Genomic DNA, 23,906 nt, shown 5'->3' with positions numbered 1-23,906 from the left:
TGTTTAGCTGCGGTGAGAATGGTAAAAACCATGTTAATGATATGTGCATGCAAAGATGCGATTGGTTATCGAAGACCAAAAAAAATATAAACAGAAGTGATTTTAATTAACGCGAGAGAAAAATGCCCTGTCGAAGCGGGACAAACAATAAGCGTAGCTGGGCCAGTTTATTTTTCCATTCTGTTTTTGCAACTCTTAGAAATTACATTTGATTTACTTTTATTATCCCGGAAGTTAACACCGAAGCGTGACTATCTAATGAAAAAAGGCCGCAAACTCTGCGGCCTTTTGATCGTGTCAGCGGTTTTCAGGCAAGAAGAATGCTGAAGGTTCGTGACTGTCCCGGTCTGAACGCCCCGACGATGCCCTCTTCTTCACGATTGTCTATTATCCGTTCATTCATGTCCGTTTCGCAGCACCGTTTCACGGTCGGATCCACGGATAACGTCGCGTCACATGCGCTGGATTCGGAAGGGTTAAACAGACGAAGAATGAGCTCGTCTCGATCTTCAGCCTTTTTGAGCGTACTGAGCACGCATCCCGTGGGCGAAAGCGCCAGCAGGCTGTAACTTTCCGGCGTGGTAAACGACGAGCGATTGAGCTTCATCGCGTCCCAGGGAATTTTGTTATAGCACTGCACCGGCGTTAACCACGATTTAGCCTGCTGCGCGACGCCCGCGTTTTCCGGCGTTCCACTGAAGCTGAAGAGGCTAAAGCGACAGCTTAACGAACCGCGCACCTGGGAGTCAGGAACAGGCATTTTGATTCCTGAAGGCCTACCGGGGCGCAACAGCAAATCTTCTTTGCCGAGTAACCCCACGCCGCGCAGCAGGGTCAGGGCAAAGGCTTTTTTATCCTCGCCTACTACTTCAAACTCGCGTAGTCCTTCGGTGAACAGCGCAAGCCCGTTTCGTTTTTCCTGCAGGACGGCATAGTTGAGTAAATTCCAGACGGGAACCGGCGCTTCTTTCCACCCCTCCTCCTGCCAGTTTTCCATCGCCGCGTCCTGCACCGGACGAGTGAGGGTGCCAAACTGGGTATCCGCTAACACGTCCTCTGTCATAAACGGCGTAGGGATCAGCACGCGGACGCGGTGGTCGTCAGCCTGATTATCCAGACGCACCGCCACATCAATACGTCTGCTGTGGTGGCTAAGCGTGATTTCAACCTCAGCGCCGAGAGACCCGCTTCGCTGACGCGCCGCGCGTTCGGCCAGATTAGCCGGTACCGCGATCTGATGGCGAATCACCGCCCTGCTCTGCCAGCCTTCGTGTATAACCTCGACCTGATGCTCGCCCTGCGCTGAAGTGAGTCTCCACTCTTCCCGCGAAGGCGAGTAGTCGTACTCATCGCCATCATCCGAACTCTCTTCGATTTCCAGCACCCGGTCATAAATCAGCCCGGTTTCTTTGTCGCGCAGGCGCAGCGTACCGTCGTTATTTAAATCAATCTGCCAGAAGGCGTTTTCGAGCAAGGATTCGGTGTTTATCACCGGAGAGATCACCTTCCCGGCCACGTTTGGCTCGATAAACAGCGTACGGTAGCCCATCGACGGCAGTATCTGGCTGAGCTGAATATCAAACTCCATAAACGGCTCATAATTACCGTAATGGACAATTTGCCGGTCAATGAGACCAGGGTCCAGCTCGCGCGCGCTGCGAATGAAATACGGGATCTCGTTGCCTTTATCATCCAACAGACGGAACTGGCTGGCGCGCAGTCGAATCGTGGTGTTCATCACCTCTTCACGCGGCCAGGGCATCAGGTTGAACATCACCAGTTTGTCGGCGTCGCTTTGCGGCATGTTGTCGACAATCTTGCGCATATAGAAACGCACCAGGTTATCTGCCATGTCTTCAGCCAGTTCAAAACGAGAGACAATCTCACGATGCACCTTGTCGCTGCAGCAGCAGCCGATGCTGTCGTGAGCGTGGTTTTTAAGAATCTCTTTCCACATCTTCTCCAGCAGGCCGTGGTGATAATCGAAGCCCAGCGTCCATGCAAGCGTCGCCAGCGGTTCGAGGATGTTGACAATTTTGTTCTCAATACGCGCATGGGCAATTTTGATATCCATGCGCGTGGAGCCGATTGTCCGGTGCACGCGCATGTATTTCCCGTCGATAAACTCCCCTTTCAGGGTCGCCAGTTCATCGCGGCGTGCCTCAATGTGGTCAAACACCTCTTCAAAGCGGCTCATTACAAATTGACGCTGCGGATAGATTTCACGCAGCTTATCCATCACGGAGAAAATGTTCTGCTGCAGCGGCATCTGATCGTGACCGTTGGGCAGCAAAATCTCTTTGGTGACAGAGGCCTTTTCCAGAACGTCGAAATAGCTGTCGAGCCGTTTTCGCAGCCCGGCTTCGTCCTCCGGTAAGTACTTACCAATCGCGTAGCCCAGCGGCAGCACCTGTGCCGTGACTTCACTGCCGTCCTGGCTCTGCCAGAGAAATTCGGTTTTATCGGTCCCGTGTCGTTCCGAGCAGCCGCGCCAGAACATCGTCCGGGTAATGCCAAATCCGTTATAGATATGCGGAAGCTGGCCGGACATACCAAACGAATCCGGCAGATAGCCGATCTTCATCGGCTCGCCGAACGCCATACAGTCCCGGATGCCGTACATCAGGTTGCGGACAATCGACTCGCCGCTGACAATCGTGGTATCGGTCTGGGTATACCAGGGGCCGATAATCAGTTTTCCGCGCTCCACAAGCGCCTTTACCCGCGCGCGGTTTTCGGGCACGACGGCAAAATAATCTTCCAGCACCGCCGTCTGGCCATCAAGGACGTAATATTTATACTCGTCGTCCTGCTCCAGGCGGGTCAGGATCTCTTCCATATTATTGACCAGAAGAATGCGCGACTCTTCAGTGGTGAAGTACCACTCACGGTCCCAGTGCATATGCGGCGTGATATGAACGCGAGATACAGCTTTCATCTTCGTTTCCTGTTTTGTGAGTTTTTACGGTATGGCGTCTTCTGTGAGGTACTTGCCCTTTTTTACCGCCTGACGTCGCCAGAGCAGCAGAACAAACGTGGAGACAGCGGTCCCCGCCAGCGCCGCGCCAAACCAGCCCGCCGCCGCAACCACACCGCCCAACCCGGCATCGTGAAGTAAAAAGAGAGAGAAAATCCCGGCCCCCGGGGTAGACAACCCGATCCCCATCGCACCGACAGCCGCGCCTGTTACCATGGAGCCGAGCACAAATGAGCCAATGACGCGAAGCGGATCTTCAATCGCCATCGGGATCGCCCCTTCGGTAATGCCCGCCAGGCCGAGCAGCCACGTTGATTTACCGGTTTCAATTTCAAACGGTTTAAACAGCTTCGGCGCCAGCATCGTCGACGCTGTCACGGTGAAGGCTGAGACCATTTTGACGGAGGCAAAGATTGCGTAAGGACCATAAACGCCGTTCGCCATCGCCCCCAGGCAAAACGCGTAAGAGGCTTTGTTGACCGGGCCACCCAAGTCGAATGAGCACATAAACCCGAGGATTGCCCCCAGAAGCAGCGCATTCGCGCCGGAGAGACCGTTAAGCCAGACGGTGAGCGTGTTATTGAGCCAGGCCACCGGTTCGCCAATCACAAACAGCATCAGGCTGCCCGCGCCCAGCACGCCAATTACCGGATAGAGATAAAAGGTCAGAAAGCCGTTGTAGCGGCTACTGAGCCGGATGTGGTTTTTCACCCAGCGCATCAGATAGCCCGCGATCAGCCCACCGACGATAGCGCCCAGAAAACCGGAGCCGATCATATTGGCAGCAAGACCGGCCGCAAAGCCCGGCGTCAGCGCGGGTTTATCCGCCAGCGAGTAGGCGGTGTAGGCCGACAGGACAGGCACCATCAAAATGCCGAGCATGCCGCCGCCAAGCTTGCGGTACATCCACAGCCACGAGTTTTCCTGGTCAAACAGGTGCTGCAGGCCCAGTATTTGCGCCAGCAGTACCGACACGGCCAGCACCGTACCACCAGCGACGATCAGCGGCACCGCAAAAGAGATACCGCTGAGAAGTGCCTGCTTGAGTTCAGTTTTAACGCTCTTTTTCGTTTCGGTATCGACATGCGCAGGACGCGCATCGGATGCAGGCTGCAGCGCCAGCGCGCGCTCAATCAGCGCATCAGCATGGCGCAGAGGCTCCGCGACGGGCACGGAGATAGCGGGGATCCCCTGAAAACGCTCGCTCTCTTTGATCGCCACTTCTGCGGCAAAAATGCATGCTTTGGCCTCACGAAGCTGCTGCGCGGTGATGCGCCCCTCAATGCCGTTCGCCCCCTGCTTTTCGACCACCACGTTGACGCCAAGCTTGCGTCCCGCTTTTTCCAGGTACTCTGCGGCCATATAGGTATGCGCGATCCCGGCCGGACAGGCGGTCACGCAGACGATTGTCGGGGCATTCAGCGCGACGGCTGCCTCTTCCGTGTCAGGGGCAGCTTCAAGCGCAGCAAGCACGTCTTCCGCCGTGGTAGCAGCCATCACGCGCGCCCTGAGATCGTCATCCGCCAGGCGAGACGTCAGCTCCGTCAGCACCTGAATATGGGTCGAACCCGCTTCTGCTGGCGGAATGGCGAGCAGAAAAACCAGCTCAACCTCTTCCGGCCCGTCCACGCCTTCCCATGCAAGCGGTTCTCGCAGAGTTGCCACGGCAAAAGCCGCCTCCTTCACGACGGCTGATTTACCGTGAGGAACGGCCAGTCCTTCACCCAGCGCGGTCGGCCCAAGCGATTCCCGATGAAACACCTCCTCCAGAAACGCATCGGCATCAGCGATTTTGCCCAGCGCCACCAGCCGCGCCGTAAGCTGACGGATTGCCTCATCCCGGCGGGTAAACTGCGCCTGAACGCAAACAGCACGCGGATCGGTCAGAGTCGTCAGGTTCATAAAGATCCTCACCTATACAGAGTTATTGTCTGGGGAGGATTCTGGCAGACCTGATAATACATTTATGTGATCACTTTCACTAAAAGCCAAATTTGTATTTTAATTGTCTTATTTACAAATCATCAGTTGAATGCATAATTCCCTGAAAAGGTATTAAGCAGGCGCGATAAAATGGGCAACAAACCGATGTACCGGCAGATAGCCGATGCGTTCCGCGAGAAAATCAACGCCGGGGAATTAAAACCCGGAGACGCGCTGCCGACGGAGTCCAGTCTTCAGGAGGCGTTTCGCGTCAGCCGCGTCACCGTGCGGCAGGCCCTGAAACTGCTCGCCGATGAGCAGATCATCGAAAGTATTCAGGGCAGCGGCTCTTATGTAAAAAAAGAGGAGCGCGTTAATTACGATATTTATCAGCTCACCGGCTTTTACGAAAAGCTGGCGGATCGTCATGTCGATACGCACAGTGATGTCAAAATCTTTGAAGTGGTGAAAGCCGATGCGCGGCTGGCGGCAACATTAGCGGTTGGCGTGGAAGATAAGGTCTGGCACGTTAAGCGCGTGCGTTTCATCAAGCAGAAGCCGGTGAACCTGGAGGAGACATGGATGCCGCTGGCCATGTTTCCCGACCTCACCTGGGAAGTGATGGAGAATTCGAAATATCACTACGTTGAGCAGATCAAAAAGCTGGTTATCGATCGCAGCGAGCAGGAGCTGATGCCGATCATGCCGTCAGAGGAGGCGATCGCCGCGCTGTCGCTCGATCCGGCAAAGCCGATCCTGGAAAAAGTCTCCCGTGGGTTCCTGAAAGACGGACGGGTGTTTGAATACAGCCGCAACGTGTTCAATACCGACGACTACAAGTTCACTCTTGTCGCCAGACGCAGGCAATAAAAAAGGCCGCTTTACAGCGGCCAACCATGTCGAAACGGACATTTTTATACTTCATCGCTCCCCGTTCGGGGAGCAGAGAGGACTTACTTAATGATGGATTTCAGTGCTTCGCCGATATCCGCCAGGCTGCGAACGGTCTTCACGCCTGCGGCTTCCAGCGCGGCAAACTTCTCATCAGCCGTACCTTTACCACCGGCGATGATCGCGCCCGCGTGACCCATACGCTTGCCTTTCGGCGCGGTCACGCCCGCGATGTAGCCCACGACTGGCTTGGTCACGTGTTCTTTGATGTAAGCAGCCGCTTCTTCTTCCGCGCTACCGCCGATCTCACCGATCATCACGATCGCTTCGGTCTGCGGATCTTCCTGGAACAGCTTCAGGATGTCGATGAAGTTAGATCCCGGGATTGGGTCACCGCCGATGCCCACGCAGGTGGACTGGCCGAAGCCGTAGTCGGTGGTCTGCTTAACCGCTTCATAGGTCAGGGTACCGGAACGGGAAACGATGCCCACTTTGCCCGGCTTGTGAATGTGGCCAGGCATGATGCCGATTTTGCATTCGCCCGGAGTGATCACGCCTGGGCAGTTCGGGCCGATCATGCGCACGCCTGCTTCGTCCAGCTTCACCTTCACGGTCAGCATATCCAGGGTCGGGATGCCTTCGGTGATGGTGATGATCAGCTTGATGCCTGCGTCGATCGCTTCCAGAATGGAGTCTTTGCAGAACGGTGCCGGAACGTAGATCACGGTCGCGGTTGCGCCCGTCGCTTCTACCGCTTCACGCACGGTGTTGAACACCGGCAGGCCCAGGTGCGTGGTGCCGCCTTTACCTGGCGTTACGCCGCCAACCATCTGCGTGCCGTAGGCAATCGCCTGTTCGGAGTGGAAAGTCCCCTGGCTACCGGTGAAGCCCTGGCAGATAACCTTGGTATCTTTATTAATTAAAACTGACATTATTTCCCCTCCACTGCGGCAACAACCTGCTGAGCTGCATCCGTCAGACTTTTCGCTGCAATAATATTCAGGCCGCTGTCAGCCAGTTTTTTCGCGCCGAGTTCAGCGTTGTTACCTTCCAGACGCACAACCACCGGAACGTTAACACCCACTTCTTCTACCGCACCGATGATGCCGTCAGCAATCAGGTCGCAACGGACGATGCCGCCGAAGATGTTAACCAGTACCGCTTTAACGTTGTCGTCAGAGAGGATGATTTTGAACGCTTCGGTTACGCGCTCTTTGGTTGCGCCACCGCCCACGTCGAGGAAGTTTGCCGGCTCACCGCCGTGCAGCTTAACGATGTCCATGGTGCCCATCGCCAGGCCCGCACCGTTAACCATGCAGCCGATGTTGCCATCCAGCGCCACGTAGTTCAGCTCCCACTGAGCAGCCTGTGCTTCACGCGGATCTTCCTGAGACTGGTCGCGCATTTCGCGCAGATCCGGCTGGCGGAACAGCGCGTTGCCGTCAGCGCCCAGCTTGCCGTCGAGGCAGATCAGGTCGCCCTGGGTGGTGATCACCAGCGGGTTGATCTCGATCAGCGCCAGATCGCGCTCAAGGAAGATAGTCGCCAGGCCCATGAAGATCTTGGTGAACTGCTGAACCAGTTTGCCTTCCAGACCCAGCTTGAACGCCAGCTCGCGACCCTGATAAGGCATTGGGCCCGCCAGCGGATCGATAGCCACTTTGTGGATCAGGTGTGGGGTCTCTTCCGCCACTTTTTCAATTTCCACGCCGCCTTCGGTAGACGCCATGAACACCACGCGACGGGAGCTACGGTCAACCACCGCGCCCAGGTACAGCTCTTTCGCGATGTCGGTCGCCGCTTCGACCAGGATCTGGTTAACCGGCTGGCCGTTCGCATCTGTCTGGTAGGTCACCAGACGCTTGCCGAGCCAATGTTCAGCAAACGCACGAATCTCTTCTTTGCTCTTAACAACCTTCACACCGCCCGCTTTACCACGGCCACCAGCGTGAACCTGACATTTAACTACCCATGGGCCGGAACCGATTTTAGATGCGGCTTCTTCTGCTTCACGCGGGGTAGTACAGGCATAACCCACCGGAGCCGGTAAGCCATACCGGGCAAACAGCTGTTTGGCCTGATATTCATGTAAGTTCATGTGTTCTATCCATCCTTCAGGGTAATCGTTATCTTCAAACCTGTAGACCGGCGCAGCGTGTGCCGGTCCACGGGGCAGGTGATGCTAAATCGTTACTAGACGTCCAGCAGCAGACGCGTTGGATCTTCCAGCAGCTCTTTAATGGCTACCAGGAAGCCCACGGACTCGCGGCCGTCGATCAGGCGGTGGTCGTAAGAGAGCGCCAGGTACATCATCGGCAGGATCTCAACTTTACCGTCAACTGCCATCGGGCGATCTTTAATGGCATGCATACCCAGGATCGCGCTCTGCGGCGGGTTAATGATCGGGGTAGACATCAGCGAGCCGAATACGCCGCCGTTGGTAATGGTGAAGTTACCGCCGGTCAGGTCGTCTACGGTCAGCTTGCCGTCGCGGCCTTTCACGGCCAGCTCTTTGATTTTCTTCTCGATGTCAGCCATACCCAGGGTATCCACATCACGCAGAACCGGGGTCACCAGGCCGCGTGGGGTAGAAACCGCCATGCTGACGTCGAAGTAGTTGTGGTAAACCACGTCATCGCCATCGATAGACGCGTTCACTTCCGGGTAGCGTTTCAGCGCTTCAACCACCGCCTTCACGTAGAAGGACATGAAGCCCAGACGGATACCGTGACGTTTTTCAAACGCGTCACCGTACTGCTTACGCAGATCCATGATTGGCTTCATGTTCACTTCGTTGAAGGTGGTCAGCATCGCGGTGGAGTTTTTCGCTTCCAGCAGACGCTCGGCCACGCGCTTACGCAGGCGCGTCATCGGTACGCGTTTTTCGCTGCGGGCACCCAGAGCAGGCTGAGCTGCCGGCGCGGCCACAGGGGCTTTCGCTTCCGCCTGAGCAGGCGCTTTCGCCAGGTGCTTGTCGATGTCTTCGCGGGTCAGACGACCGCCCACACCAGTGCCTTTGATGGCTGCCGGGTCAAGGCTGTGTTCAGCCAGCAGGCGACGGATCGCCGGGCTGAGGGCGTCGTTAGACTGTTCTTCCAGAGAAGCCTGCTGGCGCTGAGCCGGCGTAGAAGCTTTCTCTTCAGACTTCGCGCTGGACTCTTTGCCCGCGCTGTTGCCTTCACGCAGGCGCCCCAGGATCTGACGAGAGGTGACGGTGGTGCCTTCATCTTCCAGCACCGCGTCCAGAACGCCATCCGCCGAAGCCGGTACTTCCAGTACCACTTTGTCAGTTTCGATTTCTACCAGCACTTCATCGCGCTTAACGGCATCGCCTGGTTTTTTGTGCCAGGTAGCGACGGTCGCATCTGCTACGGATTCAGGCAGGTCGGGAACAAGAATATCTACGCTACTCATTATGTATCCTTTAATTAATCGACGTTCAGCGCGTCATTGACCAGATCATGTTGCTGCTTCTGGTGAACGGACATATACCCTACCGCCGGAGAGGCGGAGGCCGGGCGACCTGCATAGCGCAGGGCTGACCCAAATGGAATCACTTCACGGAAATGATGCTGGCTGCAGTACCATGCGCCCTGGTTGAGCGGCTCTTCCTGGCACCAGACAAAATCATGTACGTGAGCGTACTGTTTCAGCACTTCCTGCATCGCCTGATGCGGGAACGGATAAAGCTGTTCGATACGCACGATGGCGACATCTTTCTGATCGTTCTTACGGCGCTGTTCCAGCAGGTCGTAATAAACCTTACCAGAACACATCACCACACGCTTCACGGCCTGCGGATCCAGCTCGTCAATTTCACCGATGGCCGGCAGGAAGGTACCGTTCGCCAGTTCTTCCAGGCTGGAGACCGCCAGCGGATGACGCAGCAGGGATTTCGGCGACATCACCACCAGCGGACGGCGCATACCGCGCAGCGCCTGACGACGCAGCATGTGGTAGACCTGCGCCGGGGTGGACGGCACGCAGACCTGCATGTTCTGCTCGGCGCAGAGTTGCAGATAACGTTCCAGACGCGCGGAGGAGTGCTCCGGACCCTGACCTTCATAACCGTGCGGCAGGAGCATCACCAGGCCACACATGCGGCCCCACTTCTGCTCGCCGGAGGAGATGAACTGGTCGATAACGACCTGCGCACCGTTGGCGAAGTCGCCGAACTGCGCTTCCCAGATGGTCAGGGTGCGCGGTTCCGCCGTGGCGTAGCCGTATTCGAATGCCAGGACCGCTTCTTCAGACAGCACGGAGTCCCAGACCTTGAACTGGCCCTGACCGTTATGCACGTGCTGCAGCGGAGTGTAGGTTGAACCGTTAGACTGGTTGTGAACCACTGCGTGACGGTGGAAGAAGGTCCCACGGCCCGCATCTTCACCGGACAGACGAACAGGAATGCCTTCGTCAACCAGCGTTGCGTAGGCCAGCGTTTCCGCCCCGCCCCAGTCGAACAGCTTCTCGCCTGCCGCCATGGACTGACGGTCGGCGTAGATTTTCGCCACGCGAGACTGCATCTCGATAGCGTCCGGCACGGTGCTGATGCGTTTAGCCAGCTCCTGCAGGCGCTTCATCTCAACCTTGTTCGGGTAGCTCTCATCCCACTCGTGGTTGAGGTACGGCGACCAGGTAAAGGAGTGCATGTTCATCGGACGCAGCTCTTTCACCACGCATTCACCCGCGTCCAGCGCGTCGCGGTAGAGGTTGACCATTTCGGTCGCATCTTCCAGCGTCGCCACCTTGTCGCTTTCCAGCTTGTCAGCATAGATTTTGCGCGGGGTCGGGTGTTTTTTGATTTTCTGGTACATCAGCGGCTGGGTTGCACTTGGCTCATCCGCTTCGTTGTGGCCGTGACGGCGGTAGCAGAAGAGGTCAATGAACACATCGCGCTTAAAGGTATTACGGAAGTCCAGCGCCAGACGGGTAACGAACGCAACGGCTTCCGGGTCATCCGCGTTAACGTGGAAGATTGGCGCCTGTACCATCTTACCGATGTCGGTGCAATATGGAGTAGAACGGGCATCCAGCGGGTTAGAGGTGGTGAAGCCCACCTGGTTGTTGATCACGATGCGAACGGTACCGCCCACTTCATAACCACGCGCTTTCGACATGTTCAGGGTTTCCTGAACCACGCCCTGCCCTGTGACCGCCGCATCACCGTGAATGGTGATTGGCAGCACTTTATTGCTGCTCGGCTCGTCCAGACGATCCAGACGCGCGCGCACGGAACCGATAACCACCGGGCTGACGATTTCCAGGTGTGACGGGTTGAACGCCAGCGCCAGGTGAACCAGACCGCCTTCGGTTTCGATATCTGACGAGAAGCCCATGTGGTACTTCACGTCGCCGGTGCCGAGGTGTTCTTTATGTTTGCCCGCGAATTCGTCGAACAGGTCCTGCGGTTTTTTACCCAGCACGTTGACCAGCACGTTCAGACGACCACGGTGCGCCATGCCGAGCACCACTTCACGGGTGCCGCTCTTGCCTGCGTGGCGAATCAGCTCTTTCAGCATCGGCACCAGCGCGTCGCCGCCTTCCAGCGAGAAGCGTTTTGCGCCCGGGAACTTCGCGCCCAGATAGCGCTCAAGCCCTTCCGCTGCGGTCAGTTCGCTGAGGAAGCGTTTCTTCTCGTCGGCCGAGAAGGTCGCGTGGCCCGCTACGGATTCGATGCGCTGCTGGATCCAGCGTTTCTCTTCAGTAGAGGTAATGTGCATATATTCCGCGCCGATGGAGCCGCAGTAGGTTTGCTTGAGCGCGTCAATCAGATCGCCCAGCTTCATCGTGTCTTTGCCGATGGCAAAGGAACCTACGTTAAAGCTTTCCTGGAAATCGGCCTCGGTCAGATCGTGATACGCCGGATCGAGATCGGCCACACGTTCCTGCTGCCACAGTCCCAGCGGATCGAGATTCGCATGCTGGTGACCGCGGAAGCGATAAGCGTTGATAAGCTGCAGGACTTTAACCTGCTTCGCATTGGTGTCAGGGTCGGAAATCGCAGAAGAGTAACGTGAGGCATCCTTCGCCAGACGACGGAAATAATCACGTGTTTTGGAATGGAATTGATCCGGTTTGACCCCTGTACCAGGCAACTGCTGGAACATGGAACGCCAGTTTGCGTCCACTGAGTCAGGATCGGTTAAGAAGTCTTCATAGAGCTGTTCTATCCAGCTCTGGTTGGCACCAGAGAGGTAAGAAGAGTCCAGCCAGGCTTTCATTGCGCCGTTCTGCATCGTGATCCCTTAAGCATTTTTATGCTTACTTTCGCCGTAGAAACTACCACGCACACCGCGTGTACGTGCCGGGGTTCACCTGCGAGCTCTTTTCATTTGGCCCGCGAAGGAACCTTTAGAAACTGTCTAGACTTCAGGGCAGTTTTTAAAGGTTTCTGCAATTTATTCCCTCTCCCTTTGGGAGAGGGTTAGGGTGAGGGGAACAGCGCTCCCCTCTCACTACTTACGCACTGCGCTGCAGCAGCATCGACTTAATATGGCCGATGGCGCGCGTCGGGTTCAGCCCCTTCGGACACACACTGACGCAGTTCATGATGCTATGGCAGCGGAATACGCTGAAAGCGTCACTTAATCCTTCCAGACGGCTGTCGGTTTCGGTGTCGCGGCTGTCGATCAGGAAGCGATAGGCAGCCAGCAGACCCGCAGGGCCGATAAACTTGTCCGGGTTCCACCAGAACGACGGGCAGGACGTTGAACAGCATGCGCAGAGAATACACTCGTACAGACCATCGAGTTTTTCACGCTGCTCAGGAGACTGTAAGTGCTCGCGAGCGGGTGGATTTTGCCCATTATTCAATAAGTAAGGCTTAATCTTCTCATATTGTGCATAGAATTGCCCCATGTCTACCACCAAATCACGCACGACCGGCAGGCCTGGCAGAGGACGGATAACAATTTTCTGACCAGGACGCTGCAGCGCTGAAATTGGCGTGATACAGGCCAGGCCGTTTTTGCCGTTCATGTTCACACCGTCAGAGCCACATACCCCTTCACGGCAGGAGCGGCGGAACGACAGCGTAGGATCTTTTTCTTTCAGCTGGATTAAGGCATCCAGCAGCATCATGTCACGACCTTCTTCCGCTTCGAGGGTATAGTCCTGCATGCGCGGAGCGTCATCAACATCCGGGTTATAACGATAAACTGAGAATTCGAGTTTCATTATCCTGTCTCCGCATTAGTAAGTACGAATCTTCGGCGGGAACGCCGGACGCAGTTTCGGTTCCATGTTGACGTTACGACGCGTCATGGTTTCCGACTCTGGCAGATACAGGGAATGGCACAGCCAGTTTTCATCGTCACGATCCGGGAAGTCGAAGCGGCTATGGGCGCCACGGCTTTCGGTACGGAAGTTTGCCGACATCGCGGTTGCGAATGCGGTTTCCATCAGGTTATCCAGCTCCAGGCACTCAACGCGCTGGGTGTTGAACTCGCTGGAGGTGTCGTCCAGACGGGCATTTTTCAGACGCTCGCGGATCGCCTTCAGCTGCTCAAGGCCTTTGGCCATCGCATCGCCTTCACGGAATACCGAGAAGTTGTGCTGCATGCACTCCTGCAGCGCTTTACGGATTTCCACCGGATCTTCGCCATTACGGTTACCGTTCCAGCGGTTGAGGCGTTCAAGAGAGGCGTCGATTTCGTCGTCGGTTGCATCACGCAGCGCGCCCTGCTCGGCAATGGACTCCTGCAGATGCAGACCCACCGCACGACCAAATACCACCAGGTCCAGCAGGGAGTTGCCGCCCAGACGGTTGGCGCCGTGTACGGATACGCAGGCGATTTCGCCTACCGCGAACAGGCCAGGAATGACCACGTCTTCGCCCTGCTCGTTCACGGTCAGCGCCTGACCGGTCACTTTGGTCGGAATACCGCCCATCATATAGTGGCAGGTTGGGATAACCGGAATCGGCTCTTTCACCGGATCGACGTGCGCGAAAGTACGGGACAGTTCCAGGATGCCCGGCAGACGGGATTCCAGCACTTCTTTACCCAGATGGTCGAGCTTCAGCTTCGCGTGTGGACCCCATGGGCCATCGCAGCCGCGGCCTTCACGGATTTCGATCATGATGGAACGCGCCACCACGTCACGACCCGCCAGGTCTTTCGCATTCGGGGCATAACGCTCCATGAAGCGCTCGCCGTGTTTGTTCAGCAGGTAGCCACCTTCACCGCGGCAGCCTTCGGTGACCAGCACGCCCGCACCGGCGATACCGGTTGGGTGGAACTGCCACATCTCCATGTCCTGCACCGGTACGCCGGCGCGAATAGCCATACCGACACCGTCACCGGTGTTGATGTGGGCGTTGGTGGTGGATTGGTAAATACGGCCTGCACCGCCGGTCGCCAGCACGGTCGCGCGGGCTTTGAAGTAAACCACTTCACCGGTTTCGATGCACAGCGCGGTACAGCCAACAATTGCGCCATCGGCGTTTTTCACCAGATCCAGCGCATACCACTCGGAGAAGATGGTGGTGTGGTTTTTCAGGTTCTGCTGATACAGGGTGTGCAGCAGTGCGTGACCGGTACGGTCAGCCGCCGCCGCGGTGCGTGCCGCCTGCTCGCCGCCGAAGTTTTTCGACTGGCCACCAAACGGACGCTGATAGATAGTGCCGTTTTCCAGACGGGAGAACGGCAGACCCATGTGATCCAGCTCCAGAATCGCTTCCGGGCCGGTTTTACACATATATTCGATGGCATCCTGGTCGCCGATATAGTCGGAACCTTTTACCGTGTCGTACATGTGCCATTCCCAGTTATCTTCATGGGAGTTACCCAGCGCAACGGTAATACCGCCCTGCGCGGACACAGTGTGGGAACGGGTCGGGAACACTTTAGAGAGCAGCGCACAGGTCTGGCCGCTCTGGGAAATTTGCAGTGCGGCGCGCATACCTGCGCCACCCGCACCAATCACAACAGCATCAAATTCTCTGACTGGCAGTTTCATTACACACCCCACACCACAACAAATCCATAAATGACGTAAACCAGCAGCGCAACAACAATAATCAGTTGCAGCGGAAGGCGAATCGCCAGCGGTTTAACGTAATCGGTCAACACCTGCCACATGCCGATCCAGGCATGGATAAGGATGGAGAACAGGGCCAGAAGGGTGAACACTTTGGTGAAGGCCGATCCGAAGAAACCACTCCAGATTTCCCACGTCAGCGTGCCGCTGGTCGCGAAGAAACCGATCATATAGATGATGTAAAGCGTGAGGACGATGGCGGTAGCGCGGACCAGAATGAAGTCATGTACGCCGTTGCGTCCTAATGCGGAGGCGTTGCTTACCATACGAGAACTCCTGCGAGAAGTGAAAGCACGACAGTGATCACAAATGAAATGTTCGCGGTACGTTTCCCGGCCTCGAACGTCTCTTCCAGATAGCCAAAGTCCATCAGCATGTGGCGTACGCCGCCAACAACGTGATAGGCCAGCGCGGTGAGAATGCCCCACATGATAAATTTCACGAAGAAGCTATTCATGATGGCCGAGGCCTGGAGGAATCCTTCAGGGGAAGAGAGGCTGGTGCCCAGTAACCACAGCAAAATACCGACCGCCACAAACGTAATCACACCAGAAACACGGTGCAGAATGGACGCTATTGCTGTTACGGGGAACCGGATCGTTTTGAGATCCAGATTGACAGGTCTTTGTTTTTTCACATTTCTTATCATGAATAACGCCCACATGCTGTTCTTATTGTTTCCTTCCTCCGGACTGCGATGCGGGTCAAGCAGCGTTCCTTTTCTATAACTGCGCGTCATGCAAAACATTGCTTCCAAATGCTAAAACGACACGTTACAACGCTGGGTGGCTCGGGATTGCAGGGTGTTCCGGAGACCTGGCGGCAGTATAGGCCGTTCACAAAATCATTACAATTAACCTACATACAGTTTGTTGGGTTTTCTCTGGAACAGTGATCAGGGTCACGATAACAACATCTTTTTAATTTTTAATCATCTGATTTGACAAATGTTAAACATTATTGTTACAAACGTCATCAGAAAAGGCATATAATGCGCAAAAGTTATGAGGTCTCTCTTTCACCTGACAAATAGTTATGTAACAGTGTGATGGTATTGACCGAAGTTATCAGGACAGTTATTAGTGATATACAGGTTTGAATAATTCGGACTGCAAAAACGCTGATTTGCTGTTGTTTCACTGATATTTCATTCGTTTACCTGCAAGGCGCCATAGCTCTGTACCCTGGTTACTCCTCGTGAGCTGAGCGGTAAGCCAAATAACAATCTGGTAACGGTGATTAACAGCTGAAGGCAAATCCGGTAAAAGCAGTCTTAAGCATAAGGCGCTAAGGAGACCGTAAATGGCTGATACAAAGGCAAAACTCACCCTAAATGGTGATGATGCTATTGAACTGGATGTGCTAAAAGGCACGCTCGGTCAGGATGTTATTGATATCCGTACGCTGGGTTCCAAAGGAGTATTTACCTTTGACCCTGGATTTACCTCTACCGCATCTTGCGAATCCAAAATCACCTACATTGACGGTGACGAAGGTATCCTGCTCCATCGCGGCTTCCCCATCGATCAGTTAGCCACCGAATCCAACTATCTGGAAGTGTGCTACATCCTGCTGAACGGCGAAAAGCCGACGCAGGCGCAGTACGATGAATTCAAAACCACCGTAACCCGTCACACCATGATCCATGAGCAGATTACCCGTCTGTTCCATGCGTTCCGTCGTGACTCTCACCCAATGGCGGTGATGTGCGGGATTACCGGTGCGCTGGCGGCGTTCTACCACGACTCACTTGACGTGAATAACCCGCGTCACCGTGATATCGCGGCGTTCCGCCTGCTGTCCAAAATGCCGACCATGGCGGCGATGTGCTACAAATACTCCATCGGCCAGCCGTTTGTGTACCCACGTAACGACCTCTCCTACGCCGGCAACTTCCTGCGCATGATGTTCTCCACACCGTGCGAAGAGTATGAAGTGAATCCGGTGCTGGAACGTGCGATGGACCGTATTCTGATCCTGCACGCTGACCACGAGCAGAACGCCTCTACCTCTACCGTCCGTACCGCAGGCTCTTCAGGCGCGAACCCGTTCGCCTGTATCGCTGCGGGCATCGCCTCCCTGTGGGGACCGGCGCACGGCGGCGCGAACGAAGCGGCGCTGAAGATGCTGGAAGAGATCAGCACCGTTGAGCACATTCCAGAGTTCGTGCGTCGCGCGAAAGACAAGAATGACTCCTTCCGCCTGATGGGCTTCGGTCACCGTGTTTACAAAAACTACGACCCGCGCGCAACCGTTATGCGTGAGACCTGCCATGAAGTGCTGAAAGAGCTGGGCACCAAAGACGATCTGCTGGAAGTGGCGATGGAGCTGGAACACATCGCGCTGAACGACCCGTACTTCATCGAGAAGAAACTCTACCCGAACGTCGATTTCTACTCTGGCATTATTCTGAAAGCGATGGGCATTCCGTCTTCCATGTTCACCGTGATCTTCGCCATGGCGCGTACCGTGGGCTGGATTGCGCACTGGAACGAAATGCACAGCGAAGGCATGAAAATCGCCCGTCCTCGTCAGCTGTACACCGGCTACGAGCAGCGTGATTTTAAGTCTGACCTGAAGCGCTAAAAAACGTTGGGTGCGGCCTGATGCCCTCCCCCCGGCCCTCTCCCACAGGGAGAGGGTGAAAACATTAAAAACGGCAACTTTCGTTGCCGTTTTGCTTTTACCTCCGCCACCCGGCTTTTTTACATCTGGCACCGAGGGCACCAGTAAAACGGTCTGGAAGAGATCGTAGCCTTCTCAATCAACCCACCACAACGCTCGCACTTTTTCCCCGCCCGATGGAATACCTTAAAGCGGAACAGTGCCCCATGATGTTTGTTCTCATCCACCAGGCCGCGCGTGTTGTACGACAGCCGCGGAATATCCAGCAGCGCGTGAGACAGCGCGTCCAGCTGTTCCTCGCTAAGCTGAGAGGCCTTGCGCTGCGGCGCCAGCCCCACTTGCCAAAGGATTTCCACCCGCAGATAGTTGCCTAATCCCGCAAGAAAAGCCTGATCGAGCAACAATCCGGAAAACTGGCGGTTGCGGAATTTGGGCGATAACAGTCGGGCCTTCACGTCGCTCGCCGTCAGGCGCATGTCCAGCACGTCCGGCCCGACGCGCTGTAAGAACGGATGCGTCAGCAGTTGCTCCGGCGTTAACATTTCGATATCAGAGGCGCTGTAGAGCAAGATCGCCTTATCCGCCGTTTGTAACCGGACGCGCAGCACGCGCGTCGTTTGCGGCTGCTCGTCCGCATCGACGACGCACCACACACCGTAGAGCTGGTTATGGCTATATAACGTCAGGTTATGGGAAAAATGCGTGAGCAACGCTTTGCCGCGCGTTTCAATATGGGTCACCGTCTGTCCCACCAGCTCTGTTTCAAACGGCTTAAGTTGAGGAAAGGCAAACCAGACATCGGTCAGGGGTTTGCCCTTTATCGCCGCCTCCAGGCTATCCGCCGCGCGGCGGATCTCCGGACCTTCAGGCATGTCATTGTCCTTTTATAATCAATCTGCGCTGACGAGAATGCCCTCTTCAGAGAACGCCGCCCGCAGGCGTCGCGCAAACTGGAGCGCATGCTCCCCGTCGCCGTGTAAACACACCGTATCGGCCTGAACATTTGCGGATATTCCATCCACGGCGATCACCCGCCCGAAGCGCACCATCTCCAGCGTCTGCGCCAGCGCTTTATTTTCGTCAGTAATCAGCGCACCGGCCTGCGTGCGCGGCACCAGGCTGCCGTCCGGCATGTATCCCCGATCGGCAAAGACTTCCTGCCGCGTCGTCAGCCCCAGCCGTTCTCCGGCACGAATAAGCTCGCTACCCGCCAGGCCAACCAGAATCAGCTGCGGATTGCAGTCCCGCACCGCGCGGGCAATCGCCTCCGCCAGCGCCGGATCTTTCGCTGCCTGGTTATAGAGCATGCCGTGCGGTTTGACGTGACGCAGCACGCCATGCTCAGCGCGCACTATCGCCTCCAGCGCGCCGATCTGGTAGAGCACCTGAGCGTAGACCGTCTCAGGGGGCAGATCCATCGCCGTACGGCCAAAGTTGTCCCGGTCCGGGAAGCTCGGGTGAGCGCCAATCGCCACGCCGTTTTTAATGGCATTACGCACGCTCTCCAGCATGGTTTGCGCATCGCCCGCGTGAAAACCGCAGGCGATGTTGACCGAGGAGACCAGGGTCATCAGTTCCGCATCGGCGCTGCTGCCCTCCCCCAGATCGGCGTTTAAATCAATCTTTACCATCGAGCCTCCACGCCAGCTGTTCGAGATAGCGCTGCCGATCCTGCCGGGCCTTCAGCGCCTCCTCCAGCGTACACTGCACAAAATGTATCGGCTGACCGAGAGGGATTTGCGCCAGATGGTAGCGATCCGCTTCGATAATGCAGGCAATACGCGGATAGCCGCCGGTGGTTTGCGCGTCGTTCATCAGTACGATGGGCTGCCCGTTGCCCGGCACCTGAATCACCCCCGGCAGCAGCCCGTGGGACAGCAGCTCCCGGTCAGTCGTGCGGGTCAGCGGCTGCCCCTGAAGCCGGTAACCCATACGGTTACTCTGCGGGCTGATCTTCCACGGCGAGCGCCAGAAAGACTCTTTTGAGGCTTCATCAAACTCCTGATATTCCGGTCCCGGCAAGGCGCGGATCACGTTCCCCCACAGCAGCTGCTTCACGCCCTGCGTGGTGGTGAAATGGCGCGTTGATGGCTTAATCGCAAGACGATCGCCGTCGCGCAGCAGCCGTCCCTCATGGCCGCCCATTCCCGCTTTCTGGTCAGTGCTAGATGAGCCCAACACCTCCGGCACGTCGATGCCCCCCGCCACGGCAAGATAGCTGCGCACGCCGTGCAGAGGACGATTAAGCGTCAGACGCTGCCCGGCTTTCGCCCGCAATCGCCAGCCGGTCCACACCGCTTTGCCGTCCAGCGTCGCGTCACAGCCCGCGCCGGTTAAGGCGAACCAGGTCTCCTCACAAAATTCAATAACGCACTGACCCAGCGTAATTTCTAACGCCGCCGTGCTGCCCGCGTTGCCTACCAGCAGGTTGGCAATCTCCAGCGAAGGACGATCGAGCGCACCGCAGTAGCTCACGCCGGACTGGCGCATGCCAAAGCGTCCGGCATCCTGAACGGAGGTATAAAGCCCCGCGCGAATAAGCGTTAACATACCCCCTCCTTCTGCGGGATAAAGCGCAGAGTATCACCCGGACGCAGGAGGATCGGTGCCTCCTGCCCCGGTTTAAATAGTGGCATAGAGGTGTGCCCGATAAGCTGCCAGCCGCCCGGTGAAGTAAGCGGATAAATTCCGGTTTGTTCACCGCCAATCGCCACCGTTCCTGCGGATACGCTCAGGCGCGGCTCAGCCCGACGCGGGGTATGCAGCCGGGGAGATAATCCGCCCAGATACGGAAAGCCCGGCTGAAAACCCAGAAACCAGACGACGTAATCCACCGAGCTGTGCAGCTCCACAACCTGCTTTACTGTTAATCCACAGTGTTCGGCCACCACGCCAAGGTCAGGGCCACCTTTGCCGCCATAGACAACCGGGATCTCAATCGCCCGCGATTCCGGCTCCAGCGCCTCGCTCTCCTCCCACCAGCGTTGCAGACGCTCAATGGCATCCAGCGCCCCGGTGTGCGGATCGCGTAGCACCACGGTGATATTATTCATACCCGGAATAGCTTCAACCACGCCGGGTAGCTCGGGCAGCCGCTGAGCCAGGCGCCAGATACGCTTTTGCGTGGCAAGCGTCACGGGAGGCTCAAGCTCCAGAACTACCGCGGTTTCACCCAGAAGATAACAACGCGCTCGCTGCACTTAACTACCTCTCATCAGGCCGGATTAGGGATATCAATAAAGGTCACATCCAGATCGGTATTTTCCGTCAGCCACTCGCTGAGGGCGCGAATACCGCCGCGCTCGGTAGCGTGGTGGCCTGCCGCGTAAAAATGCAGCCCCTGCTCGCGGGCAGAGTGAACCGTCTGTTCGGAGACTTCGCCGGTAATAAACGCATCAACACCAAAGCGCGCGGCGCTGTCGATAAAGCCCTGGCCGCCGCCGGTACACCACGCCACGCGCTTCACGGTATCCGGCCCGGTATCTCCGCACCACAGCGGACGACGCCCCAGCCGCGCTTCGATCCACGATGCCAGCTCCAGCCCCGGTACCGGCATCGACAGTTCGCCCCACGGCACCAGCGGCTCGATTTCACCCATCATGGTAATCCCTAACAGCTGTGCCAGCTGGACGTTATTTCCCAGTTCAGGATGCGCATCCAGCGGCAGATGGTAACCGTACAGGTTGATATCATTCGACAGCAGCGTTTTGAGGCGGTTGCGCTTCATGCCGCGGATAATCGGCGATTCGTTTTTCCAGAAGTAACCGTGATGGACAATCACCGCGTCGGCTTCCTGACGCACCGCCTCATCCAGCAGCGCCTGGCTTGCCGTCACGCCGGTGATGATTTTCTGCACCGTTTCGCGCCCTTCGACCTGCAGGCCATTCGGGCCATAGTCGCTAAAGGAGGCGGTAATAAGTTTTTCGTTAATCAGGCGTTCCAGTTCACTGTTTTTCATCATCATTCTCTCAAACTTTTCGTGCGGCTTCGTACGCCGCCAGCGTGGCGACGCGCGCCTGTTTATGGTCGACAATCGGGCGGGGATAATCGAGCTTTACGCCCTGTTTATCCGCCCATGCCCACGGGTCATGGATCGCTTTTTCAGGAACGTTCCTGAGCGCGGGCAACCAGCGGCGAATAAAGTCGCCGTTGGCATCAAATTTTTGCCCCTGAGTGGTCGGATTAAAAATCCTGAAATAGGGAGCCGCATCGGTGCCGGTAGAGGCCGCCCACTGCCAGCCACCGTTATTCGCAGCCAGATCGCCATCTATCAGATGAGAAATAAAATAGCGCTCTCCGATTCGCCAGTCGATAAGCAGATCTTTCACCAGGAAGCTCGCGGTAATCATTCGCAGACGATTGTGCATCCACCCGGTTTCATTTAGCTGGCGCATAGCGGCGTCCACAATCGGATAGCCCGTCTCCCCTTTTTGCCAGGCCTGTAAAAGTGCCTCATCGTGCTGCCATTTTACGCTGTCGGTCCACGGAATGAACGGACGATGCTTGCAGAGATTGGGATGGTACGTCATCAGATGGCGGTAGAATTCACGCCAGATAAGTTCGTTCAGCCACACCGAGCCCGCACCACCGTCCAGCGCCTGCGGCTGTTCGGCCAGAAGACGATGCAAACACTGGCGAGGAGAGAGCACGCCCAGCGCCAGGCAGGCCGATAACCGGCTTGTCCCTTCAATTGCCGGGAAATCCCTGCGCGCGTCGTATTCTCCCGCGCCCTGCTTGCAAAACTGGCGCAGCTTCGCAATAGCGGCCTTCTCACTGGCAGGGAACAGAAGTTCATCAAATGCCCGTTGGGGATAGTTGAACGTTAATTCGGGGAGATCGGTTATAGCCTCTCCTCTGGCGGCGGGCGCGGGTACGCACTCCGGCAGCGCCTCTTTCAGGCGCTTAACAAAAGCATTTTTAAACGGCGTAAACACTTTATACATTTCGTGACCGCCGGTCATAACGCTGCCCGGAGCCAGCATCACGCTGTCATCAAATCCCTCACAAACCACCTCTTCCAGCATTTTCTCCAGCTGGCGGTCCCGTTGTTGTTCGTTCAATTCGTACTGGTAGTTATAAAAAAGATGCGTGACGCCGTTCTGCTGGCATATCTCCTGCAGCATATGAAGCTGCGCGGTAAAATCGCTGACCTCTTTGTAGATCAGCGGAATGCCTTTCTCGGCAAGCGCGTGCTGCAGTTCGTTCAGGTGTGATTTGAGGTAAGCCGCCTGCCGCGGAGCCATATCATGCTGCTGCCACTGCTCAGGCGTGGCGATAAATAGCGCCAGTACGCTGGCGTCATCAGAGCGGCAGGCTGCCGCGAGAGCGATGTTGTCATGTACGCGCAAATCCGCGCGAAACCAAACCAGATGGGTGGGCATAAAACTCCAGGCTATTGTCCATTATGTCCATAAGGGCATGCCGTACAAGGAAAAAGCATGCATTGAACTACTTTGCCATGAAGTGTAGACGGGATGAAATAAAAAAGGCCGCCCGGGGCGGCCTTAACGCTACTTGTCCTGCGCTATCGTGGTTAAAGCAACAAACGCATTAGGTTCATCACTCTTTACAACGAGTACGCTGGCGACAATGAACGCGATGCATATATAGCGTTTCACTATGCGGTCCCTGCTGCTAACCGCTCCACCGTTCACCACCGGTGATAAGTCGGTGGACACAAGCCCTGACGAGAGCCTGACTTACGGTTGTGGTGACGCCTTTCCCGGGACCGGTGCCCATGTGCGAGATGGCGGAAAGGGACGCTGCATAGTAGTTGGCCCTGGCGTAAAACGTAATCCACCGAAAAGGTTTTTAAGAATATATTTAGGGAGTGGCAGTTTGATTACTTAAGGACCCGAGATATTCTTGGAAGCCTCTGACGAGGGCTTGAAGATCACCCAACGGACCGCGAATCCCGAGGGACAAAAAAACCGCCATATTGCTATTGGCGGTTTTTTTATGGCTACGTGTCCGCGTTGTATCAATAGAAATCGCAGGTCGCTTTCTCTGCCTGATCCATCCACACCGGCTTCTCGCTGGTTTTCGCCCAGACGCGGTGCAGATAGCTGTAAAAACGCGCGCGATCTTTCCAGAACAGCATCACCGGCAGGGCCAGCACGCCAGCCACTACGGCGAAAGTGCGACGCATGAACACGATATGAGCCGGATACTCTTTATAAAGATCCATATTTTTCTCCCCTGTAGTTGGCCGGAAACCTTCTCCGGAAAATGTGAAATCTGTGACCTGGATAAAATAATATCGCTTTGCGTGTAATTTTACTACTCATCCGACCACTTATTTTTATTCATTTAGCGAATATTTACATTCGCGCCGTAATTAAGTTACAAAAAAGTTAACGATTTACTTATCAATAGTTAAATTGTGGGCTTTGCCATTTTTATACTTTTTTTACACCCACCCTTCTGATTTTTGCGAAATCTTTGCGCCATA

The 23,906-nt window shown here is 56.0% G+C and carries 19 protein-coding genes; 2 read left to right on the top strand and 17 right to left on the bottom strand.

What is annotated here, in order from left to right; translation table 11 throughout:
• Positions 1-307: 307 nt before the first annotated feature.
• Together mngB and mngA are read right to left on the bottom strand one after the other, a co-directional pair.
• Positions 308-2,938 (bottom strand): mannosylglycerate hydrolase, encoded by a 2,631-nt coding sequence (gene mngB / locus IM284_RS18560; RefSeq protein ID WP_047367749.1) that lies wholly within the window; start codon positions 2,936-2,938, stop codon positions 308-310.
• 24 nt (positions 2,939-2,962) lie between these two features.
• Positions 2,963-4,879 (bottom strand): PTS 2-O-a-mannosyl-D-glycerate transporter subunit IIABC, encoded by a 1,917-nt coding sequence (mngA, locus tag IM284_RS18555; protein WP_047367748.1) that lies wholly within the window; start codon positions 4,877-4,879, stop codon positions 2,963-2,965.
• Between the two features lie 171 nt (positions 4,880-5,050).
• Between mngA and IM284_RS18550 the strand changes: the two genes are divergently transcribed.
• Entirely contained in the window at positions 5,051-5,770 is a 720-nt protein-coding gene (locus IM284_RS18550; RefSeq protein WP_028012382.1) for a GntR family transcriptional regulator, read from the top strand.
• A gap of 83 nt (positions 5,771-5,853) precedes the next feature.
• Here the strand turns inward: IM284_RS18550 and sucD are convergent, their stop codons facing one another.
• The 8 genes from sucD to sdhC form a co-directional block, all read right to left on the bottom strand.
• Positions 5,854-6,723, bottom strand: a complete 870-nt coding sequence (gene sucD / locus IM284_RS18545; protein ID WP_008501094.1) for a succinate--CoA ligase subunit alpha — start codon at positions 6,721-6,723, stop codon at positions 5,854-5,856.
• Positions 6,723-7,889 carry an ADP-forming succinate--CoA ligase subunit beta gene (gene sucC / locus IM284_RS18540; RefSeq protein ID WP_006809579.1) on the bottom strand — a complete coding sequence of 389 codons (1,167 nt, stop codon included), beginning with the start codon at positions 7,887-7,889 and terminating at the stop codon, positions 6,723-6,725. The genes sucD and sucC overlap by 1 nt, the downstream gene beginning before the upstream one ends.
• A 95-nt stretch (positions 7,890-7,984) precedes the next feature.
• On the bottom strand, positions 7,985-9,205 hold the full coding sequence (gene odhB, locus IM284_RS18535; protein WP_047367747.1) for a 2-oxoglutarate dehydrogenase complex dihydrolipoyllysine-residue succinyltransferase: 1,221 nt from the start codon (positions 9,203-9,205) through the stop codon (positions 7,985-7,987).
• Between the two features lie 14 nt (positions 9,206-9,219).
• Entirely contained in the window at positions 9,220-12,027 is a 2,808-nt protein-coding gene (gene sucA / locus IM284_RS18530) for a 2-oxoglutarate dehydrogenase E1 component (RefSeq protein WP_193055862.1), read from the bottom strand.
• Between the two features lie 223 nt (positions 12,028-12,250).
• Positions 12,251-12,967 carry a succinate dehydrogenase iron-sulfur subunit SdhB gene (gene sdhB, locus IM284_RS18525; RefSeq protein ID WP_008501090.1) on the bottom strand — a complete coding sequence of 239 codons (717 nt, stop codon included), beginning with the start codon at positions 12,965-12,967 and terminating at the stop codon, positions 12,251-12,253.
• Positions 12,968-12,982: 15 nt separating this feature from the next.
• A complete protein-coding gene (gene sdhA / locus IM284_RS18520; protein ID WP_041910764.1) occupies positions 12,983-14,749 on the bottom strand; it encodes a succinate dehydrogenase flavoprotein subunit in 1,767 nt (588 codons plus the stop codon).
• Positions 14,749-15,096 carry a succinate dehydrogenase membrane anchor subunit gene (gene sdhD, locus IM284_RS18515; RefSeq protein ID WP_003858621.1) on the bottom strand — a complete coding sequence of 116 codons (348 nt, stop codon included), beginning with the start codon at positions 15,094-15,096 and terminating at the stop codon, positions 14,749-14,751. Before sdhD ends, sdhA begins: the two co-directional genes overlap by 1 nt.
• Positions 15,090-15,494 carry a succinate dehydrogenase cytochrome b556 subunit gene (gene sdhC, locus IM284_RS18510; RefSeq protein ID WP_026080740.1) on the bottom strand — a complete coding sequence of 135 codons (405 nt, stop codon included), beginning with the start codon at positions 15,492-15,494 and terminating at the stop codon, positions 15,090-15,092. Before sdhC ends, sdhD begins: the two co-directional genes overlap by 7 nt.
• Before the next feature lie 638 nt (positions 15,495-16,132).
• Here sdhC and IM284_RS18505 point away from each other — a divergent pair.
• The gene (locus IM284_RS18505) at positions 16,133-17,416 is read left to right on the top strand and encodes a citrate synthase (protein WP_028012378.1); all 1,284 of its coding nucleotides are present in this window, start codon (positions 16,133-16,135) and stop codon (positions 17,414-17,416) included.
• Positions 17,417-17,535: 119 nt separating this feature from the next.
• On the opposite strand, the gene nei is transcribed toward IM284_RS18505, so the two are convergent.
• The 7 genes from nei to IM284_RS18470 all read right to left on the bottom strand — a co-directional run bounded on the left by nei (position 17,536) and on the right by IM284_RS18470 (position 23,642).
• A complete protein-coding gene (gene nei, locus IM284_RS18500; protein WP_047367746.1) occupies positions 17,536-18,327 on the bottom strand; it encodes an endonuclease VIII in 792 nt (263 codons plus the stop codon).
• Positions 18,328-18,345: 18 nt separating this feature from the next.
• Positions 18,346-19,086, bottom strand: a complete 741-nt coding sequence (gene pxpA / locus IM284_RS18495) for a 5-oxoprolinase subunit PxpA (RefSeq protein ID WP_047367775.1) — start codon at positions 19,084-19,086, stop codon at positions 18,346-18,348.
• Positions 19,073-20,005, bottom strand: coding sequence for a 5-oxoprolinase subunit PxpC (pxpC, locus tag IM284_RS18490; RefSeq protein ID WP_047367745.1), 933 nt, complete (start codon positions 20,003-20,005; stop codon positions 19,073-19,075). The genes pxpA and pxpC overlap by 14 nt, the downstream gene beginning before the upstream one ends.
• Complete coding sequence (pxpB, locus tag IM284_RS18485) at positions 19,999-20,655, bottom strand: 5-oxoprolinase subunit PxpB (protein WP_047367744.1); 657 nt, start codon at positions 20,653-20,655, stop codon at positions 19,999-20,001. Before pxpB ends, pxpC begins: the two co-directional genes overlap by 7 nt.
• 14 nt (positions 20,656-20,669) lie before the next feature.
• Positions 20,670-21,413: a type 2 GTP cyclohydrolase I gene (locus tag IM284_RS18480; protein WP_047367774.1), complete on the bottom strand. Its 744-nt coding sequence runs from the start codon at positions 21,411-21,413 to the stop codon at positions 20,670-20,672.
• A gap of 10 nt (positions 21,414-21,423) precedes the next feature.
• Entirely contained in the window at positions 21,424-22,836 is a 1,413-nt protein-coding gene (gene phrB / locus IM284_RS18475; protein WP_047367743.1) for a deoxyribodipyrimidine photo-lyase, read from the bottom strand.
• Positions 22,837-23,435: 599 nt separating this feature from the next.
• Complete coding sequence (locus IM284_RS18470) at positions 23,436-23,642, bottom strand: YbfA family protein (protein ID WP_014069366.1); 207 nt, start codon at positions 23,640-23,642, stop codon at positions 23,436-23,438.
• Positions 23,643-23,906: the final 264 nt, after the last annotated feature.

Source organism: Enterobacter cloacae complex sp. P12RS (assembly GCF_014895875.1).
GTDB classification, from domain to species: Bacteria; Pseudomonadota; Gammaproteobacteria; order Enterobacterales; family Enterobacteriaceae; genus Enterobacter; species Enterobacter bugandensis.
The sequence above is the reverse complement of the archived record's forward strand: the minus strand, read 5'-3'. Positions and strand labels throughout refer to the sequence as shown.

Excerpts from the sequence above, each read along its gene's own strand:
- mngB (WP_047367749.1), bottom strand. The coding sequence starts at position 2,938 with ATGAAAGCTGTATCTCGCGTTCATATCACGCCGCATATGCACTGGGAC.
- mngA (WP_047367748.1), bottom strand. The coding sequence starts at position 4,879 with ATGAACCTGACGACTCTGACCGATCCGCGTGCTGTTTGCGTTCAGGCG.
- IM284_RS18550 (WP_028012382.1), top strand. The coding sequence starts at position 5,051 with ATGGGCAACAAACCGATGTACCGGCAGATAGCCGATGCGTTCCGCGAG.
- sucD (WP_008501094.1), bottom strand. The coding sequence starts at position 6,723 with ATGTCAGTTTTAATTAATAAAGATACCAAGGTTATCTGCCAGGGCTTC.
- sucC (WP_006809579.1), bottom strand. The coding sequence starts at position 7,889 with ATGAACTTACATGAATATCAGGCCAAACAGCTGTTTGCCCGGTATGGC.
- odhB (WP_047367747.1), bottom strand. The coding sequence starts at position 9,205 with ATGAGTAGCGTAGATATTCTTGTTCCCGACCTGCCTGAATCCGTAGCA.
- sucA (WP_193055862.1), bottom strand. The coding sequence starts at position 12,027 with ATGCAGAACGGCGCAATGAAAGCCTGGCTGGACTCTTCTTACCTCTCT.
- sdhB (WP_008501090.1), bottom strand. The coding sequence starts at position 12,967 with ATGAAACTCGAATTCTCAGTTTATCGTTATAACCCGGATGTTGATGAC.
- sdhA (WP_041910764.1), bottom strand. The coding sequence starts at position 14,749 with ATGAAACTGCCAGTCAGAGAATTTGATGCTGTTGTGATTGGTGCGGGT.
- sdhD (WP_003858621.1), bottom strand. The coding sequence starts at position 15,096 with ATGGTAAGCAACGCCTCCGCATTAGGACGCAACGGCGTACATGACTTC.
- sdhC (WP_026080740.1), bottom strand. The coding sequence starts at position 15,494 with ATGTGGGCGTTATTCATGATAAGAAATGTGAAAAAACAAAGACCTGTC.
- IM284_RS18505 (WP_028012378.1), top strand. The coding sequence starts at position 16,133 with ATGGCTGATACAAAGGCAAAACTCACCCTAAATGGTGATGATGCTATT.
- nei (WP_047367746.1), bottom strand. The coding sequence starts at position 18,327 with ATGCCTGAAGGTCCGGAGATCCGCCGCGCGGCGGATAGCCTGGAGGCG.
- pxpA (WP_047367775.1), bottom strand. The coding sequence starts at position 19,086 with ATGGTAAAGATTGATTTAAACGCCGATCTGGGGGAGGGCAGCAGCGCC.
- pxpC (WP_047367745.1), bottom strand. The coding sequence starts at position 20,005 with ATGTTAACGCTTATTCGCGCGGGGCTTTATACCTCCGTTCAGGATGCC.
- IM284_RS18480 (WP_047367774.1), bottom strand. The coding sequence starts at position 21,413 with ATGAAAAACAGTGAACTGGAACGCCTGATTAACGAAAAACTTATTACC.
- phrB (WP_047367743.1), bottom strand. The coding sequence starts at position 22,836 with ATGCCCACCCATCTGGTTTGGTTTCGCGCGGATTTGCGCGTACATGAC.
- IM284_RS18470 (WP_014069366.1), bottom strand. The coding sequence starts at position 23,642 with ATGGATCTTTATAAAGAGTATCCGGCTCATATCGTGTTCATGCGTCGC.